At 52.8% G+C, this 17,343-nt stretch carries 13 protein-coding genes; 11 read left to right on the forward strand and 2 right to left on the reverse strand.

Annotation, left to right across the window (positions count from 1 at the left end):
* The first annotated feature begins 102 nt into the window (after positions 1 to 102).
* Positions 103 to 336: a hypothetical protein gene (locus SIB72_RS12940; protein ID WP_413744118.1), complete on the forward strand. Its 234-nt coding sequence runs from the start codon at positions 103 to 105 to the stop codon at positions 334 to 336.
* Positions 337 to 592: 256 nt separating this feature from the next.
* Positions 593 to 1,207, forward strand: a complete 615-nt coding sequence (locus SIB72_RS12945) for a hypothetical protein (protein WP_413744119.1) — start codon at positions 593 to 595, stop codon at positions 1,205 to 1,207.
* 650 nt (positions 1,208 to 1,857) lie between these two features.
* Here SIB72_RS12945 and SIB72_RS12950 read toward each other — a convergent pair.
* Complete coding sequence (locus tag SIB72_RS12950) at positions 1,858 to 2,016, reverse strand: hypothetical protein (RefSeq protein WP_170953837.1); 159 nt, start codon at positions 2,014 to 2,016, stop codon at positions 1,858 to 1,860.
* A gap of 1,045 nt (positions 2,017 to 3,061) precedes the next feature.
* On the opposite strand from SIB72_RS12950, the gene SIB72_RS12955 reads away from it, so the two are divergent.
* The 6 genes from SIB72_RS12955 to SIB72_RS12980 all read left to right on the forward strand — a co-directional run bounded on the left by SIB72_RS12955 (position 3,062) and on the right by SIB72_RS12980 (position 8,131).
* On the forward strand, positions 3,062 to 4,207 hold the full coding sequence (locus SIB72_RS12955) for an inverse autotransporter beta domain-containing protein (protein WP_413744120.1): 1,146 nt from the start codon (positions 3,062 to 3,064) through the stop codon (positions 4,205 to 4,207).
* 117 nt (positions 4,208 to 4,324) lie between these two features.
* Entirely contained in the window at positions 4,325 to 5,152 is an 828-nt protein-coding gene (locus SIB72_RS12960) for a hypothetical protein (RefSeq protein ID WP_137007017.1), read from the forward strand.
* A gap of 644 nt (positions 5,153 to 5,796) precedes the next feature.
* Positions 5,797 to 6,132 carry a hypothetical protein gene (locus SIB72_RS12965; protein ID WP_115119763.1) on the forward strand — a complete coding sequence of 112 codons (336 nt, stop codon included), beginning with the start codon at positions 5,797 to 5,799 and terminating at the stop codon, positions 6,130 to 6,132.
* A gap of 404 nt (positions 6,133 to 6,536) precedes the next feature.
* Positions 6,537 to 6,788: a hypothetical protein gene (locus SIB72_RS12970; RefSeq protein WP_413744121.1), complete on the forward strand. Its 252-nt coding sequence runs from the start codon at positions 6,537 to 6,539 to the stop codon at positions 6,786 to 6,788.
* A gap of 654 nt (positions 6,789 to 7,442) precedes the next feature.
* Positions 7,443 to 7,727 carry a hypothetical protein gene (locus SIB72_RS12975; RefSeq protein ID WP_413744122.1) on the forward strand — a complete coding sequence of 95 codons (285 nt, stop codon included), beginning with the start codon at positions 7,443 to 7,445 and terminating at the stop codon, positions 7,725 to 7,727.
* Positions 7,728 to 7,774: 47 nt separating this feature from the next.
* On the forward strand, positions 7,775 to 8,131 hold the full coding sequence (locus SIB72_RS12980; RefSeq protein ID WP_413744123.1) for a hypothetical protein: 357 nt from the start codon (positions 7,775 to 7,777) through the stop codon (positions 8,129 to 8,131).
* Positions 8,132 to 8,672: 541 nt separating this feature from the next.
* On the opposite strand, the gene ychF is transcribed toward SIB72_RS12980, so the two are convergent.
* Entirely contained in the window at positions 8,673 to 9,764 is a 1,092-nt protein-coding gene (gene ychF / locus SIB72_RS12985) for a redox-regulated ATPase YchF (RefSeq protein ID WP_413744124.1), read from the reverse strand.
* 103 nt (positions 9,765 to 9,867) lie between these two features.
* On the opposite strand from ychF, the gene SIB72_RS12990 reads away from it, so the two are divergent.
* The 3 genes from SIB72_RS12990 (at position 9,868) to cysS (ending at position 15,661) form a co-directional block, all read left to right on the forward strand.
* On the forward strand, positions 9,868 to 11,040 hold the full coding sequence (locus tag SIB72_RS12990) for an efflux RND transporter periplasmic adaptor subunit (RefSeq protein ID WP_413744125.1): 1,173 nt from the start codon (positions 9,868 to 9,870) through the stop codon (positions 11,038 to 11,040).
* 75 nt (positions 11,041 to 11,115) lie between these two features.
* Positions 11,116 to 14,130 carry a DNA polymerase I gene (gene polA / locus SIB72_RS12995; protein WP_413744126.1) on the forward strand — a complete coding sequence of 1,005 codons (3,015 nt, stop codon included), beginning with the start codon at positions 11,116 to 11,118 and terminating at the stop codon, positions 14,128 to 14,130.
* Positions 14,131 to 14,170: 40 nt separating this feature from the next.
* A complete protein-coding gene (gene cysS / locus SIB72_RS13000; RefSeq protein ID WP_413745133.1) occupies positions 14,171 to 15,661 on the forward strand; it encodes a cysteine--tRNA ligase in 1,491 nt (496 codons plus the stop codon).
* Positions 15,662 to 17,343 lie beyond the last annotated feature (1,682 nt).

Genomic DNA, 17,343 nt, shown 5'->3' on the forward strand with positions numbered 1-17,343 from the left:
CACACCAAAGCAGAGCAGAAGAGAATTCAATAGCAGCCATCACAGGCTGACACCTCAACCCAATCCATCAGCTTCAACTGCCTAAGTCATGCCAAAATCAACATGGAGCGTTCATCCAAGCCAATGCGGTTTTACCCAAAAGGAACAGGTGCTGGCATCTCCCTAGTGGTGCTGGTGGTCCTTGGAGTGCTTGGTATTGCCCAACTGGATGAGGCCAAACGCGCGTCGTTCCGCGAAGGCTTCCGATGCGCATCAGACGAGACAACACCAGTCAGCAACTCGTCTTACAACTGCAAGAAGTACCGAGCCGAAGTCAAAGCAACTCAGGCCAAGTAAACGCAGCAAACGGGATTTCCACCACAGAGGCCACCGTCTTGCTATCTCAATCTGATAGCGATGCCCTGATGCAGCAAAGAGTCAGCCCACGGTAAGAGCGCAGCAGGCAAGAGTCACAAAAGACGCCACTAAACAACTGCACCGAAATGCATGACTGGGGAGATCTCACAACAAAAATAATTATTGCCACTTCCAGGGCAAGCACCTACCAACAATCCACAAAGCCATAAGATTCAAACCAAATAGGAAGCTAGGCATGTTCAATTCATCTCAAATTCTTGGCCAGCTCCTCACCGAAGGACCACAACCAGTCCTCGGCTCCTTCTACCAGATGGGAACCGGCGAAGAGCTCAAATGCATCAAGGGGATCAAGACATTCACAATCAACGAAAACGACAATGAAAAGCAACCCACCAATGTTTGCTACGGAGCACTGATCAAAACTGAGAACTTCATCATTCCCTACCAGATACGTGTCGACCGTTATGTACTTGTCGAGGTCGAACCAGGCAGCACAAAGCCAGGAGAGTCGTATTACGACCTCAATGATTCCCAAACAAAATGGCTCCAAAGTGAGGGGAAGATCCCTAACCCCACACCGAGCTACCAAATCGGGCTGGACTCGTATCTACCAGCCGTAGGATTGATCGCACTCGTCGTGGTTTGGCTGATCTGGCAGCTCGCCAGCCTCAAACAGATCGCCAAAACAGAGGGGAGAACGAGAAGCAAATCAAGCCAAACAACAGCGCAGGATCACATCGAAGACGAGGCCTTCAGGTCGATGCAAGGCCATGGCGGTCATGACAATCAAGACAGTTCATGTGACTCAAGCGATAGCAGCTCTAGCAACGACTCCTGCTCCTCTGATTGAGTTGAGCCAAACGGCACGAGGTTGCCACCCCAAGCAGCTCAGAAGTCCACGTATAAGGCATTGATCGCGGCCAACCCCAACGCATGCCGAGAGGAAAGTGGATTATTTCAATCAGCGAGCCTGCAACGACGGTGCAAGACGTGCCCCATCAGCTTCCTGACCAATCAAGAAAGAAAGGCTCAACGTCAGGCACCCACAACCATTGGGGCTTGATCATCAGAATCCTGCGAGCCAAGCCCCATTGCGCCTCCCCTCAGGAAGCAGATCATTTCCAAATCATCGTTGACGAGACGATAGGAATGACTGGTTTGTGCAGACAGCTCCTTGGCCTTGAGCAGGGCCTCGTGGATCTCGAGATTGAAGCCCACAGTGGTCCAACCATGGATCGTCAACTTTTGAATGCGAATCACTGAGCTGGATTAAGTTATTTTTACTTTCCCAAACTTCTCAAAAATCACACGGAATCGCTTGATTCCCTTTGGGATCACGGCCAAAAGCGGGCAGAAAGAGTAGATATCATAAACTTTTGCAAAGCCATGTCAGCCAATGCGAGCAATTGGAGCCCAGGCCAGCGCTGATGGCATCGACGATTGAATAATTCAAGTCATGGGGCTTCGATCCAATCCAGCTCTCGACAAGGCACCTCACGTTTAGATTTTGCCGGCAACAATCGCGGCCGTTGCATGCTTCTGCTGAAAGTAGAGCTCCAGCAGATCTCGAGCCACAGCTTTCAATTCTTGGAGATCCGTTGAGCTATCGATCGCTTCAGCCAGGAGCTGCTTCTCGAACTGCTGGTGGAGAGGGAGCATAAAACGAAGCCTTTCACAAACAAACGTTAAGAAAGCTCACAGGCAAAGCGTGGCTACCCAACTGATTTTAAGTCGCCTGTTGGCATGCGACTTCAAAGCCGGCCAACCCTGACGAACAAGGGGTTGAGTTGACACACGCAGAAGAACGTTGCCCTTCAACCAGTGCTTCTGCCTATTGATTCGAGATCATCAGCCTGCACTATGGGCTCAAGGACACCTTGATGGCGTCTGGATAGGGGGATCAAGGAGGGGAAGCCCCCTCCTTTTTCTTTGCCAGGCAGCGGAAGAGTTCAAAGACCTCCTCACAGTTGAGCACGATCAAAAGAAGGGGACGTTTCGAATGCAGTCTCTGAAAAACCAGCGTCCCTGCTGGGAGTGAGAATGTCTGCGAAAAAGTCGCAAAATGCGTGACAGGGTTGCGAAAAGGCGTCATCACCACGACAGTGCGCCGCTATCCAACAGCGACTAGAGAAGACATTGCCGTCATGGTGTTGTTGGTACTTGGTATATCTGGAATCGACGAATACGATGCAGTCGAATGGGACATCTTCAAACAAAAGGAGTGCTACGACGGCGACCAATCAATCTCTGTCGTTCACTCTGCGTAGCCATGAAAGCACTATCATCCATGCCTTATATACTAAGCAGAGCAACAACAAACACGTGACGTTGAGACATCAAACCATCAAACTGGTTTTTATTGCTACCTCCACCTTGAACACAGTTGCCATACCACTGCAAGCCGATGCAGAATCGCTCGAGCCAACCAACAAACCGCCCCTAACAATCCAGGTCGAGCAAGTCACAATCACGGATCAAGACCTTGATCGTGCCGCAAAATTCTGCCTAATCAAGGAAGGAGTACTTGATCCACAATCCATCAAAGGCGAGTCACCTACCCCAGCCCAGACCGTCGTCATGGCAACGATGTGCCCATGACGCCACAACGATAAGGAATACTAAGAACCATCCCAAACCATGAAGCCAGGCGAGGGTGGGTTGCAATCCTTCAGGGAACAATTAATATTTTAAAAAATTTTAATCGATGCGCACATCAAAACGGCTAAAAATCGCCCCAGCCCTAGCAGCCCCATTGCTAGCGTTCAGCAGCATGCCTGCGTTGGCCGATCAAGGCATGCCGATCAAATCGGGTCAGTTCACTTCCTTTCCCGTCGCCAAGCAGCAAGGAATCTGGCACGAATCACCTTTTGTGAGCAAGGTCATTGATCAGCTAGTGATCAAGAATTGGACATCTCTAAACAATGCAGATGACATAGAATGGACCAATCAAATCACCAACCTTGCTCTCAATCTTGCATCTGAGGAAATATCAGAATACGCAACGAAGAGCTTCAAAAAAATACCCTTTGTCCTCACTGCTTCGATCAATGTTGATATCCGCTCAGAAGGTACAACAAACATTGGTGGGGATGCACTCTTTAAAATTGCCGACTTTGGGCGTAAGGAAGACAACACTCGAGACGGCCTTGCCTTTCTGCACACGAAATACACAGGCAACGTCTCGAACGGTTCCACATGGAATGCCGGCCTAGGCCTCAGACACCTGGTTGGAGATGACCTGCTGGCAGGCGTCAATGGTTATTGGGATTACCGAACAACCGACTACAGCACCTCCTATAGCCGTTTTGGCGTAGGTGCCGAGCTTTTCTGGAATTCGCTTAGCCTCAGAAACAATTGGTATATCGCCGGCACAGGCAAAGAAACCGTCAAGGTCTACAACACTGAGTACTACGAAAGAGTCGTGCCTGGCTGGGATGTGGAACTTGGCTACCGGCTTCCCTCCCATCCCAATGTTGCCTTTTTCGTGAGGGGATTCCGCTGGGATTACCAGCAGAGCAACGACAACTCTGGCCTTCAAGGAACTGTGGCATATCAGATCTCGCCACATATGCGTATTGACTCATGGGTTTCCAATGAAATCCCTGCAAATCCCACCCTCTCCAACCGCGAACTGGACGATCGCCAAGACCTTGTTTTTGGCTTGAACTTCACACTCACAGCGAATGCGGTTCGCTACGAGCCCAACAACACGCAGCAAATGCTGCAACAGGAAATGATTAGCCCAGTGCGGCGGCGCTATGACATTTTGCTTGAGCGCTGGAAAAAGAGTTTGAACGAAAAGGGTGAAACAACAAAAAATAGCTTTACTAACACTGTTGGTGGAGCCTAACCACAACCAATATCAACAGCAAACTTTCCAAATCTCCTCGTTAAACCAATGACAACACTCCTCCAGAAATCTCTATTAGCCGCCGCCCTTAGCCTCAGCACATGTTCCATCCTCCCCATGCTTGGCACGGGTGCTGCTCGAGCACAATCCACTGATCCAATCTGTCCCAGCAGTCCTGCGGCTGCAGGCCTCGCCAACAAAGAGGCCTTTGGGATGGACCCGACATACAACGGGTTTTGCAGAGGTACACCAAGCGTTTACGGGATTTCCGTTTACAAAATGGGATTCTGCACCAAGAATCCTATTGCGGGTGGTGCTGGAGTCAAAGCTGATTACTCCACCTGCCAGATCACCTACAAAAGCAGTTCCACCTCAGGAAGTGCAGCATCCTTTGCCGCAGGCTCAAGCCTTGCACTGCCTGCATCGGGAACGTCATTCCCAGCCATTGGCTCCTACAGCTACGCAATCATTGAGCTAGCCCCAAGCTTTGATGTCGCAGATTCTTTTGGTCCATTTGGAGATGGGTTGACGTATTACTCGACCACATCGTCATCACCAACTGGGAATCCTGCAAGCACCACATCGGGAGCGGCTGCAACTTTTACCCATCAAATGAATACGTTTAATGATGGCAGCGCCTGTGATGCATCAGATACAGTCACGATCGCGGGCGCATCACTCACGGGCGCACTACTGAATAGCAGCAATGAGCTGATTGCCGATGACAGTTCAGTCACAAAATGCCCAGGGGTTTCTAAATTGTTGGGCGTCGCAAAACTTGCTACGCCAGTATCGATCAGCTCAAAAACCAAGGGATTGACAGCAACATTTACTGTGACTGACAACGGCTCATCTGTTTACTGTGACGGTATTGGGCCTAGTGGATGCAGCAACATTCTGTTCTCTTCAGGACCTTTCAACGTTTCTTTCACAGTTGTTGAATAGACCTCTTAGGAGCAACTAATCAATCAAACCCCGCCAGAGCGGGGTTTTTTCATGTCGTTCCAGCCGTTCCAACTGAAGACTATCCATTGAACAAACACCTTATTTTATCAGTCATACCAGTGGATCTAGACCCTTTTAAGCCCGTAGACTTTCAATGGACTTTCAAGCCAGCTGTGGAGCTTTGTCGACTGGTTACCAATGCCTTCAGGAGCGGCTGAAAATCGTCAACAGATTACACGGGAGACCCACCAATTTGCTTGCAGACATTCAAGAACCACAGGGGCCGTAAGCAAACCAAAGAGCCTGAAGAGGACACCAACCTTCTATTCAAACTCCACCAGCTCAAGTCTTACCAATCGGTTTAAGGCAGTGGATAGACAAGCAATCGAGATAAAGTAGACGAACACTCCAGATCAGCTGGAGATTTGCGTGCAAGCCAGATGAGACAACAGCAATCGAACAAGTAGGAGACATTGCTACCAATGGACCAAGAACATCTCGTCAATGGAGCCAATCATCACAATCCTAAGAGCGTTAGGGATAGCATCGACAGCGACTGTCATGTCGGTTAGAACACTAGATATAGAAGTAAAGCCGTCAGCACATAGCGCTACAGTGACAGCAAAAAAGACAAGAGGTGCAAAATGAAGAGCTTCAACGCAATCGCAACTGCTGCCTTTGTTGGCGCGTCATTGCTTACAGCCCAACCTGCTTTGGCAGCATGCAGTTCAAGAGAAGTGTCATACACGTCTCGAGTGAGTGTGCAATTCTCCGTAACCAACAATCGCCGGTATCCAGTCAATGTGGTGTGGATTGACTTTGAGGGTATTCGCAAACATTACCGCACCCTAAGATCTGGAGATACGTTCAGCTCTTCATCGTACTTAAGTCATGTATGGATTATGGAAGAAGCAAGCTCAAATTTATGCCTGAGTAATATACGCCTTGGAGCAGCTAATCAGCATCTGGTCCTTCGTTGATCAGGTTCGATTTCACTTGTAATTATACTTACTTAAGTCACTGGCCCTAGCAGATGCCGCTTTACAGATCACGCAAGGTCCTCATAGCAGCAGGCGTCATAGTCGGCTGGACATCACTCTCTGTAGTCAGCAACTGGAAGCAGGTACGACATCTCTACTGTCAACAAGCCAGCGATATGCGTACAAGCGAAGTCATCTGCAGAGCAATGAGATGCAGATACCCACATTACTTCGTCGTTCCATTCTCTGATTACTGGGAAGACAAAGGGATTGGATACCAACCGAGGAGATGGTGCGTTGATTCAGTGTTAAACGAGATGAACAAATAGGTTCGAGTTCTCGATGAGCTGGCACATTGGCAATACTAACCTTCAAAACCATTGCAACCACTGACTTGATCAGTCGTGAATGTGCGTTGGTATTTAGTTGGCATTGCTTTTTGTTATGCGTTATCTCGCGCATATTCGCCTATTGCTACAAAGGAGATAGGCAGCGTCTCACAAATGGACTTAGTAGTCGCAGCAGCATTGGCACTAGGCATAGCTGTGAGACTGGCATTTATGGAAGAGAACACACTATCTATAGCGGGTAATTCCGAAGCCAAACCGTCTGCAGATAGTGCGACAGAGGCAATACAAGGTACACAAGACAAATGATGCAGGCAGTCGAAATCGCCGTTCCCACAAAAGCACAGACACGGCCTTTTGTTTTTTGAAAGATACCTATAATTCCAAGAACAAGTGCGATAAGTTCAAGGCTTAGGCCAACACAAAATATCATCAAGGCAAGCATAAAGCCATATGATAAAAGAAATGCTAAAAGGAAGATAAGCGGAATTGGAATGAACGAAAGCACTAAAGACCAGATCCCGACAGTAGATTCGCCTGATCTTTCCACTAGCGTTGGAGCTGAGTGAACTTACTATGACATGACTGAGCAACAATAGGTTCGAGTTCATTAGGAACTAGAACCTAGGCAATGCTAACTTCCAAAAGCATTGGTACTACTGAATTGCTCAGTCGTGAATGTGGGTTGGTATTTGGCTGGCATCTCCATGATTCATTGAAGAAATGAGCAAGTCGGAAACGTTGCTACCAACAAGTCAACAGCGTCCCATCTTTGGGCTCATTCATCGCAATCCTATTGACACTAGGCATAGAATGAATAGACACCGTAATGGCAAATGTAACGCCAGACATGAAAGACAAATCGTCTCCAGATAGCGCGACAGTGACAGCAAAAACTACTAGAGGGACAAAATGAAGTGGTCACCACTACTAGCAACCAGCATTAGTTTAATGAGTTGTTCGATGGTTCCATCGATTGCCGTGGAGAAATCCGTGGATCAATTTAGCGAAGAACAGAAATATGCTTTGGAACTTGGTTTTAATTTTGGTGTATTGAAAACAGTATGCGGTATGTTTGAACTAGGAGTGATATCTGAACAAGAAGTAAAAGATTTCGAAATTGGCTATAGAGACAGCATTAAAGAAAGAGAAAAAGGTGCTTCCTTAGATGGAGCAATGAGGGGTTATGAAATGGCCATAAGACAGCATCCAAATTGTCCTCTTCCAGGAAGAATCCACCAACACTAGGTTTGATTTTAATTGGAATTGCAATTACATTCGTTCCTGGCTGTGCCGTGAACGAAGAGCCAAGTTACGTAAAGCCTGCGCTTTTTACGACGCCGGCGCAATTACCAACGAAGAATTTCTTAATCGAATTAGAATCAATGAAATTACAAATGAGTACAGCACCGAAAAATTTTGCGCATTTTATGGTTCGCGCCTGGGTGGATCTAGGAACTATGCCTTCAAGACAGAACAAGGTACACAAGACAAATGATATAGGCAGTCGAAATCGCCGTTCCCACAAAACCACAGACGCGCCCTTTTGTTTTTTGAAAGATACCTATAATTCCAAGAACAAGGGCGATAACTTCAAAGATTATGCCAGCACAAAATATCATCAAGCCAAGCATAAAGCCCGATTGCCCTGATATAAGGAATACAGAAAGCAAGATGAGCGGAATTGGAATGAACGAAAGCACTAAGGAACAAATCCCAGCAGTAGATTCGCCTGATCTTTCCACTAGCGTTCGAGATGACTAAACTTACTATGACATGACTGAGCAACAATAGGTTCGGGCTCAACATGAAGTAGGAAGCTGCAGTCATAACAACGGTTCTCAGCCGTGGTTGGTATTGAAGACCTAAAACCTGTACTGAAGCAACCAGCAAAGCGAGCTTGCTCGATCTCTCAGAGCTGACAAGCAAGCTAGAGAGACACCCATAGGGGTAAATACTAGGTCCTCCTATATATGTATAGGGATTCAGACAATTACATTGTTTTTTTGGATTTTAGGACGGACACTTTCGAGCCTCTGTGTACTCGTCATCCCAAGTCCAAGCCATCCATCCCATTCGTCTTGCTTCTCCATTCGATAGTCTCTGCTGGTCCGTAGACGCGGCATAGGACCATAGACATATCGCAGACATCATTCAACCAGACAAGCCAAAAGCCTTGCAGCTACTGGCTATTTAAACGTTGAACAAAAACTCCATCACGTCACCCTCTTCCACAACGTATTCCTTCCCTTCACTTCTCAGCCAACCTTTGTTGCGTGCTTCTACCAGAGATCCTGCCTCCAGCAGCTTCTCCCAGCCAATCGTTTGGGCACGGATGAAGCCCCGCTCGAAATCAGTGTGAATGACTCCGGCGGTCTGAGGTGCCGTCATGCCTGCCTTGAATGTCCAGGCACGGGTTTCCTTCTCTCCAGTGGTGAAGTATGTGCGTAAGCCAAGCAATCGATAAGTGGCTTTGATCAAGCTATGCAAGCCGCCCTCACTGACGCCAAGACCCTCGAGGTAATCGGCACGCTCTTGCTCACCCAACTCGACCAGCTCAGCTTCGACCTGGGCGGAGATGCGCACCGTTTCGGCTTCTTCCTTGCCAGAGAGTTCAACAACTTCCTCACAGAAGCGGTTGCCCTCCGCCAAGTCATCTTCACTGACATTGGTGGCATAAATAATCGGCTTGGCAGTCAGCAAACCGAGGGGCTTGATCATTTCGGCTTCATCCTCATTCAGAGTCACGCTTCGCGCTGATCCACCCTGCTCAAGCACCTCCTGAATGCGCTGCAACGCTTCATCTTCCACTTGCGCTTCCTTGCTGGTGCGCATCTGCTTCTTCAGCCTCTCGCGACGCTTCTCAATCTGGGCCAGATCCGCAAGGCCAAGCTCCAGATTGATGACCTCAGCATCACGGGCAGGCCCCACAGAACCTGAGACGTGGATCACGTCTTCATCCTCAAAACAACGCACCACGTGCACAATCGCGTCGACCTCGCGGATATTGGCCAGGAACTTGTTCCCCAGACCTTCTCCCTGACTGGCGCCCTTCACCAAGCCAGCGATATCAACGAATTCCATCCGAGTCGGGATGATCTCCTTGCTACAGCTCAGGTCAGACAGCTTCTGCAGACGCGCGTCCGGGACTGCCACGGTGCCCACATTGGGTTCGATCGTGCAGAACGGGAAATTGGCAGCCTGTGCTTGAGCATTGGCCACCAGGGCATTGAAGAGGGTCGACTTCCCCACGTTGGGGAGGCCAACGATTCCGGCTTTAAGCATCGCGGGAATCTAACTGGGTCGCACTCCGACGATCTGCACACCCGATCACCACGAAGGCCGACGGCGGGCGAGACTTGTTGAGAACAGTTAAGACCCGGGGGCCATGGCCACACCAACCAGCCTGCGCCCCACCCCCCTATCCGACAAGGGATTGACGCCACTTATCAGACTCAGCGGCCTGAGACGCCGTCGCCGCACCCTGGCAGCGCTAGCCGGGGCATCGCTCCTGCTAGGCGCAGGTGCTGTCTGGTTCCTCGGACCAGGCCGGAATGGCAACCGTGATCTGTCTGCCTACACAGTGGCGGCGGAGCGGGGCACGCTGCCTGGTGTCGTGACCGCCAGCGGTGAGCTGGAAGCAGTGCGGCGGGTGAACGTCAGCCCAAGACGTCAAGGACTGCTTGAGGCCTTGCTGGTCGATGAGGGGGACGCTGTCAGCAAGGGCCAAGTGCTGGCCCGCATGGACCCCGGGGATTTCCGCGATCGCCTCGATGAATTGCAGGCCCTCGCACGCCAGGCCCAGGCAGATTTTGACGCCCGCGAGGCTGATTACCGACGCCGCAAAACGCTGTATGAACGGGGCGCGATCAGCGCCGCCGATCTCGACGACTTCCGAGCCCGTTACCTCACCAGCAGGGCCTCCCTGGCTGCAGCGCGTGAACGGATCCAACAGCGCGATGTGGAAGGAGATGAACTCCTGATCCGTGCCCCTTTCGCCGGCAAAATCACCCAACGCTTCGCAGAACCTGGCGCCTTCGTCACTCCCACGACGGCCGCATCGGCCTCAGCAGGAGCCACCAGCGCTTCGATCGTGGAACTCTCCCAGGGGCTTGAGGTGGCGGCCAAGGTGCCAGAAAGCGACATTGGCCGGATTCGAATCGGCCAAAACGCCAGTGTTCGCGTCGACGCCTTTCCCGACCAGCGCTTCTCAGCCCAGGTGAAAGAGATCGCGCCGCGGGCTATCAAAACCGACAACGTCACCTCCTTTGAAGTGGAGCTTGACTTGGTGGATCCCGCCCCAGATCTGCGCATCGGCATGACCGTCGACGTTGATTTTCAGACCGGAAGCACCAGACCAAGCACGTTGGTACCGACGGTGGCGATCGTGACCGAAAGCGGTAAGCCAGGGGTGCTGCTGGTGGGGGATCAGGATCAGCCCCGCTTCCAGGCTGTGGAACTGGGATCCAGTAGCGGCAGTCAGACCGCCATCCTTGATGGTGTGAAGCCTGGAACCCAGGTGTTCATCGACCTGCCCCCCTGGGCCAAAAATCGCGACTAAGCCGCCTGAACTGAGAGGCTTCTTACCACCACCACCTGAGGCCACCGCCTCTCCTGCTGCACCGCCACCGCATCGATGAGCCCTTCTCCGGAGAACCCCCTGCTGCTGCTGGTGGATGGCCATTCCTTGGCCTTCCGCAGCTTCTACGCCTTCAGCAAAGGGGGGGAAGGGGGGCTCGCCACCAAAGACGGCATCCCCACAAGCGTCACCTATGGGTTCCTCAAGGCCCTTCTCGACAACTGCAAGACCCTGATACCTCAGGGTGTAGCGATCGCCTTCGACACCCCCGAGCCCACCTTCCGTCATAAGGCGGACCCGAACTACAAAGCCCATCGTGATGAAGCACCTGAGGTCTTTTTCCAAGACCTCAATCAGCTGCAGGAGATCCTTCGCCACCAGCTGCAGTTACCTCTCTGCCTGGCGCCTGGCTACGAAGCCGACGATGTTCTTGGCACCCTGGCGAACCGGGCCGCTGATGCAGGTTGGCGAGTTCGCATCCTCAGCGGCGATAGGGATCTGTTCCAACTGGTTGATGACGACCGGGACATCGCGGTGATGTACATGGGTGGTGGTCCTTACGCCCGCAGCAGCGGGCCAACCCTGATCAACGAAGAGGGCGTGGTGGCCAAGCTCGGCGTCGCCCCAACCTCCGTGGTGGATCTCAAGGCCCTCACCGGTGACAGCTCCGACAACATCCCAGGCGTGAAAGGTGTCGGTCCCAAGACCGCCATCAATCTGCTCAAGGAGAACGGTGATCTGGATGCCGTCTACCGGGCGCTGCGCGAAGTGGAGGCGGAAGGTCCCAAAGCAAGCCGAGGTGCGATCAAAGGGGCGCTCAAGGGCAAGCTCAGCAACGACCGCGACAAGGCCTACCTCTCACGCGAGCTAGCCGAGATCCTGGTGGACATCCCCCTGCCGGAGGAGCCCGTACTGGAGCTGGGGCCAGTGGATGCCGAAGGGCTCGAATCGCGGCTTGAGGCCCTTGAACTCAACAGCCTGGTGCGACAGGTGCCGGCCTTCGTCGCCACCTTCTCCACCGGTGGTCTTGCGGCCAACAAGCACCAGCTGCAGAGCTCCACCACCACCGGGTCGCGAACCCACGCCAACAAAGCCAGCGAGCCGGTTCCAGCCCAAGACGGCAAGGCTGCTGAGGCAGCCGAGGAGCTCTCCAGCAAGCCGTCTCTGCAGCCCCAGCTGATCCAGACCGAAGCCCAGCTGAGTGCCCTGGTGGAACGCCTGAACAGCCACCAAGACAAACAGCAGCCTGTCGCTTTCGACACCGAGACCAGCGATCTCAATCCGTTCAAGGCCCAGCTCGTGGGCCTGGGGTTCTGCTGGGGCCCGGAGCCCGGGAACCTGGCTTACATCCCGGTGGGTCATACACCTGCCGCAACAGCCGAAGAGGAAGCAGAGCCGGCCCTCCCCGATCAGCTTCCGCTCGATACCGTGCTTCAGGCCCTAGCGCCTTGGCTCGCCAGCGCAGATCACCCCAAAGCGCTGCAGAACGCCAAATACGACCGCCTGATCCTGCTGCGCCACGGTCTGATGCTGGGGGGCGTGGTGATGGACACGCTGCTAGCCGACTATCTGCGCGATGCCGCGGCTAAGCACAGCCTCGATCTGATGGCCCAGCGCGATTACGGCATTACTCCAACCCTATTTTCCGATCTGGTCGGGAAAAAGAAAGATGGCAAGGCCAGCACTTTTGCGGCAGTACCGCTGGATGAGGCGGCGCTGTATTGCGCCATGGATGTGCACCTCACCCGGCGCCTCGCCCTAGACCTGCGCCAACAGCTGCAGGCACAGGGCGAGAAACTGCCAGCCTTGCTTGACCAAGTGGAGCTACCACTCGAACCGGTGCTGGCCCTGATGGAGGCAACCGGTATCCGCATTGATGTGCCCTATCTCAAGGAGCTCTCGGCAGAGCTTGGCTCCACCCTTGAACGCCTCGAGAGCGAAGCCCAAGAGGTGGCTGGTGCCAGCTTCAACCTCGCCTCACCCAAGCAACTGGGTGAGCTGCTGTTCGACAGCCTCGGGCTCAACCGCAAGAAATCCAGGCGCACCAAGACCGGATGGAGCACCGATGCCACCGTGCTTGAAAAGCTGGAGGGCGACCATCCGGTCGTGCCGCTGCTGCTGGAGCACCGTGTGCTCAGCAAACTCAAGAGCACCTACGTCGAAGCCTTGCCCCAGCTGCTTGAAGCAGAAACCGGGCGGGTCCATACCGACTTCAATCAGGCGGTCACAGCCACCGGCCGCCTCAGCAGCAGCAATCCCAACCTTCAGAACATCCCGGTGCGAACGGAGTTCTCACGACGGATTCGCAAAGCGTTCATGCCTCAAGAAGGCTGGCAGCTGCTCAGTGCCGACTATTCCCAGATCGAGCTGCGTATCCTCACCCACCTCTCCGGCGAAGACGTGCTGCAGCAGGCCTATCAAAACGGTGATGACGTGCACGCCCTCACGGCCCGTCTGCTGCTCGACAAGGAGGAGGTCAGTGCTGATGAGCGCCGGCTGGGTAAAACGATCAATTTCGGAGTGATCTACGGCATGGGCGCCCAGCGCTTCGCCCGGGAGACCGGCGTCAGCCAAGCCGAAGCCAAAGAGTTCTTGACCAAGTACAAGCAGCGCTATCCAAAGGTGTTCGCTTTTCTGGAGCTGCAAGAACGCCTAGCCCTCAGCCGCGGCTACGTGGAAACGATCCTGGGTCGGCGCCGTCCCTTCCATTTCGACCGCAATGGCCTCGGCCGTTTGTTGGGCAAAGACCCTTTGGAGATCGATCTGGAGGTAGCCCGCCGCGGTGGCATGGAAGCCCAGCAACTGCGGGCGGCAGCCAACGCTCCCATTCAGGGCTCCAGCGCCGACATCATCAAGCTGGCGATGGTGCACTTGCAAGCTGGCCTCGAACAGCAGGGGCTGCCAGCACGTCTGCTGCTTCAGGTGCATGACGAACTGGTGCTGGAGGTGGATCCTGCCGCTCTCGACAGCGTGCAGCAGCTGGTGGTGAGCACCATGGAAAATGCCGTTCAGCTGACCGTGCCGCTGGTGGCGGAAACCGGCTGCGGGGCGAATTGGATGGAGGCGAAGTAAGGGCTTCGCCGTAACCTCCAACAAGTGTTTGGCCAGACCTGTGCCCCTTCGCTTCACCAACAGCCTGCGGAATCGAACAGAAACGTTCGAGCCACTGAAGCCTGGTAAGGCGTCGATCTATTGCTGTGGGGTCACTGTCTATGACCTCTGCCATCTGGGGCATGCCCGCAGTTATATCAATTGGGACGTACTGCGCCGTTACTTAATTTGGAAGGACTACGAGGTCACGTTTGTACAAAACTACACCGACATTGACGACAAAATCCTCAACAAGGCTGCCGCAGAAGGCAGCACAATGGAAGAAGTAAGCGAGCGGAATATTGAAGCATTTGAAGTCGACATGGCAAGGCTAAACATCCTGCCTGCCGACCGCATGCCTAGAGCGACAAGGTGCATTGATGGAATCCAGACATTAATTAGCGAGCTGGAAAACAAAGGAGCTGCATACAGCTCTAGTGGTGACGTTTACTTCGATATTTCCAAAGCGAATAATTACGGCCAACTCAGTGGTCGCGATCCCAACGACCAGCAGCAAGGTGCCAGTGGGCGCACCAACGATCAGGAAGACGATCGCAAACGCCATCCTTTCGACTTTGCCCTCTGGAAAAAAGCGAAAGATGGTGAGCCAAGCTGGGATTCCCCCTGGGGTCCCGGCCGACCTGGATGGCATATCGAATGCTCAGCCATGGTGCGCCAGGAATTCGGACCGACGATTGACATCCATTTGGGTGGTGGTGACCTGGTCTTTCCCCACCACGAAAACGAGATCGCTCAATCCGAAACAGCCAATGGAGAGCCGCTAGCCAAACTCTGGATGCACAACGGCATGGTCAATGTCGGCGGCACAAAGATGTCGAAATCACTGGGCAACTTCACCACCATCCGAGCCCTGCTCGACGATGGTGTCTCGGCCATGACTTTGCGCCTGTTCGTGTTACAGGCCCACTACCGCAAGCCCCTGGACTTCACCAAAGAGGCACTGGATGCAGCCACAACAGGCTGGAAAGGACTGAACGCTGCCGTTGCCCTTGGTCACCACCATGCAGCCGCGTTGTGCTGGCCTGAAGCACCTGCCATCACTAAAGGCGCGCAAACAGCCTCGGCCAGCCAAAACGATGGGTTTGATTCGTTCCGGGAGCGCTTCATTACGGCCATGGACGATGACCTCAACAGTTCCGGAGCCCTTGCAGTCCTGTTCGACCTAGCCCGGCCCCTGCGCGGCATCGCCAATCGTCTTGACCGAGGCGACCAGCCAGAGCAATCCACCGAAGAACTTGCAGACCTTCGGAATCGATGGCTTCTGCTGCGGGAACTTGCTGCCGTGCTCGGCCTGAGCGAGGAAGAACACCCTGGAGCGGAGCAAGCGAGCGCGGCCGATGACGCCACGATCCAGGCTGCGATCGAAGCGCGCAAAGCGGCCAAGGCCGCCAAGAACTTCGCCGAAGCCGACCGCATCCGCGACGAACTGACCGCCCAGGGCATCGAACTCATCGACAAGCCTGGTGGGATCACGGAGTGGCGACGCAACTAATGCGCGCCGTCAGCGCGGCGGACTCTCTGATCATCAAGAAATAAAGAAATCGCAGCCCACCACCCTTTCTTCATGAGGGCCTAGGCAAAAGCTAATGCCTAGTCATGCATAACAGGATATCAATAAAACACTGACCACTTAGATCCACTGATCGAGGGAGAGTGGAATTCAGACGTACCCCCATTCGACTTTCAAACTTGGTCTTCGCAGACGTCATAAAACAGACAGAACTCCAGCACAGTTCTATCTGTGACCAAAATCACACAGCTCATTGAGCTTGATCATCTTCTTCCTTAAACACTCAGGCCATCCTTAAACAGTCCAACTCAGGACAAGCAACTAGCACCTAACTCAAAACAATGAAAAACCTCAACCACGAACTGACCGAACAAGAACTGCAATCCATCGCAGGTGGTTTTCGTGCACTGACCTTCTTGCGACGCTCTTCCAAGCTTCAAGCACCTCGGCTCCTTCAGTCCACCAAGCTCAATGTCGCCCCAAAAGCAAGCATTTGGCAAGACATGATGAATTGATCGAGACGAGCCAGTCTCACTCATCAGAAACGGAAGGGGTTGGGCACAACATGTGGCTGACCCCTTTCTTCTGCACCTCCATATTGCACTGACTCATGCACAACGTCGCCCAACCAGCTTCCGTTAGCACCTTCAGGCAGTCTGCAACTCAGACGTACCCCCATTCGACTTTCAAACTTGGTCTTCGCAGACGTCATAAAACAGACAGAACTCCAGCACAGTTCTATCTGTGACCAAAATCACACAGCTCATTGAGCTTGATCATCTTCTTCCTTAAACACTCAGGCCATCCTTAAACAGTCCAACTCAGGACAAGCAACTAGCACCTAACTCAAAACAATGAAAAACCTCAACCACGAACTGACCGAACAAGAACTGCAATCCATCGCAGGTGGTTTTCGTGCACTGACCTTCTTGCGACGCTCTTCCAAGCTTCAAGCACCTCGGCTCCTTCAGTCCACCAAGCTCAATGTCGCCCCAAAAGCAAGCATTTGGCAAGACATGATGAATTGATCGAGACGAGCCAGTCTCACTCATCAGAAACGGAAGGGGTTGGGCACAACATGTGGCTGACCCCTTTCTTCTGCACCTCCATATTGCACTGACTCATGCACAACGACGCCCAACCAGCTTCCGTTAGCACCTTCAGGCAGTCTGCAACTCAGACGTACCCCCATTCGACTTTCAAACTTGGTCTTCGCAGACGTCATAAAACAGACAGAACTCCAGCACAGTTCTATCTGTGACCAAAATCACACAGCTCATTGAGCTTGATCATCTTCTTCCTTAAACACTCAGGCCATCCTTAAACAGTCCAACTCAGGACAAGCAACTAGCACCTAACTCAAAACAATGAAAAACCTCAACCACGAACTGACCGAACAAGAACTGCAATCCATCGCAGGTGGTTTTCGTGCACTGACCTTCTTGCGACGCTCTTCCAAGCTTCAAGCACCTCGGCTCCTTCAGTCCACCAAGCTCAATGTCGCCCCAAAAGCAAGCATTTGGCAAGACATGATGAATTGATCGAGACGAGCCAGTCTCACTCATCAGAAACGGAAGGGGTTGGTCACAACATGTGGCTGACCCCTTTCTTCTGCACCTCCATATTGCACTGACTCATGCACAACGACGCCCAACCAGCTTCCG

The organism is Synechococcus sp. MIT S9451, from assembly GCF_047304725.1.
Taxonomy (GTDB): Bacteria; Cyanobacteriota; Cyanobacteriia; order PCC-6307; family Cyanobiaceae; genus Synechococcus_C.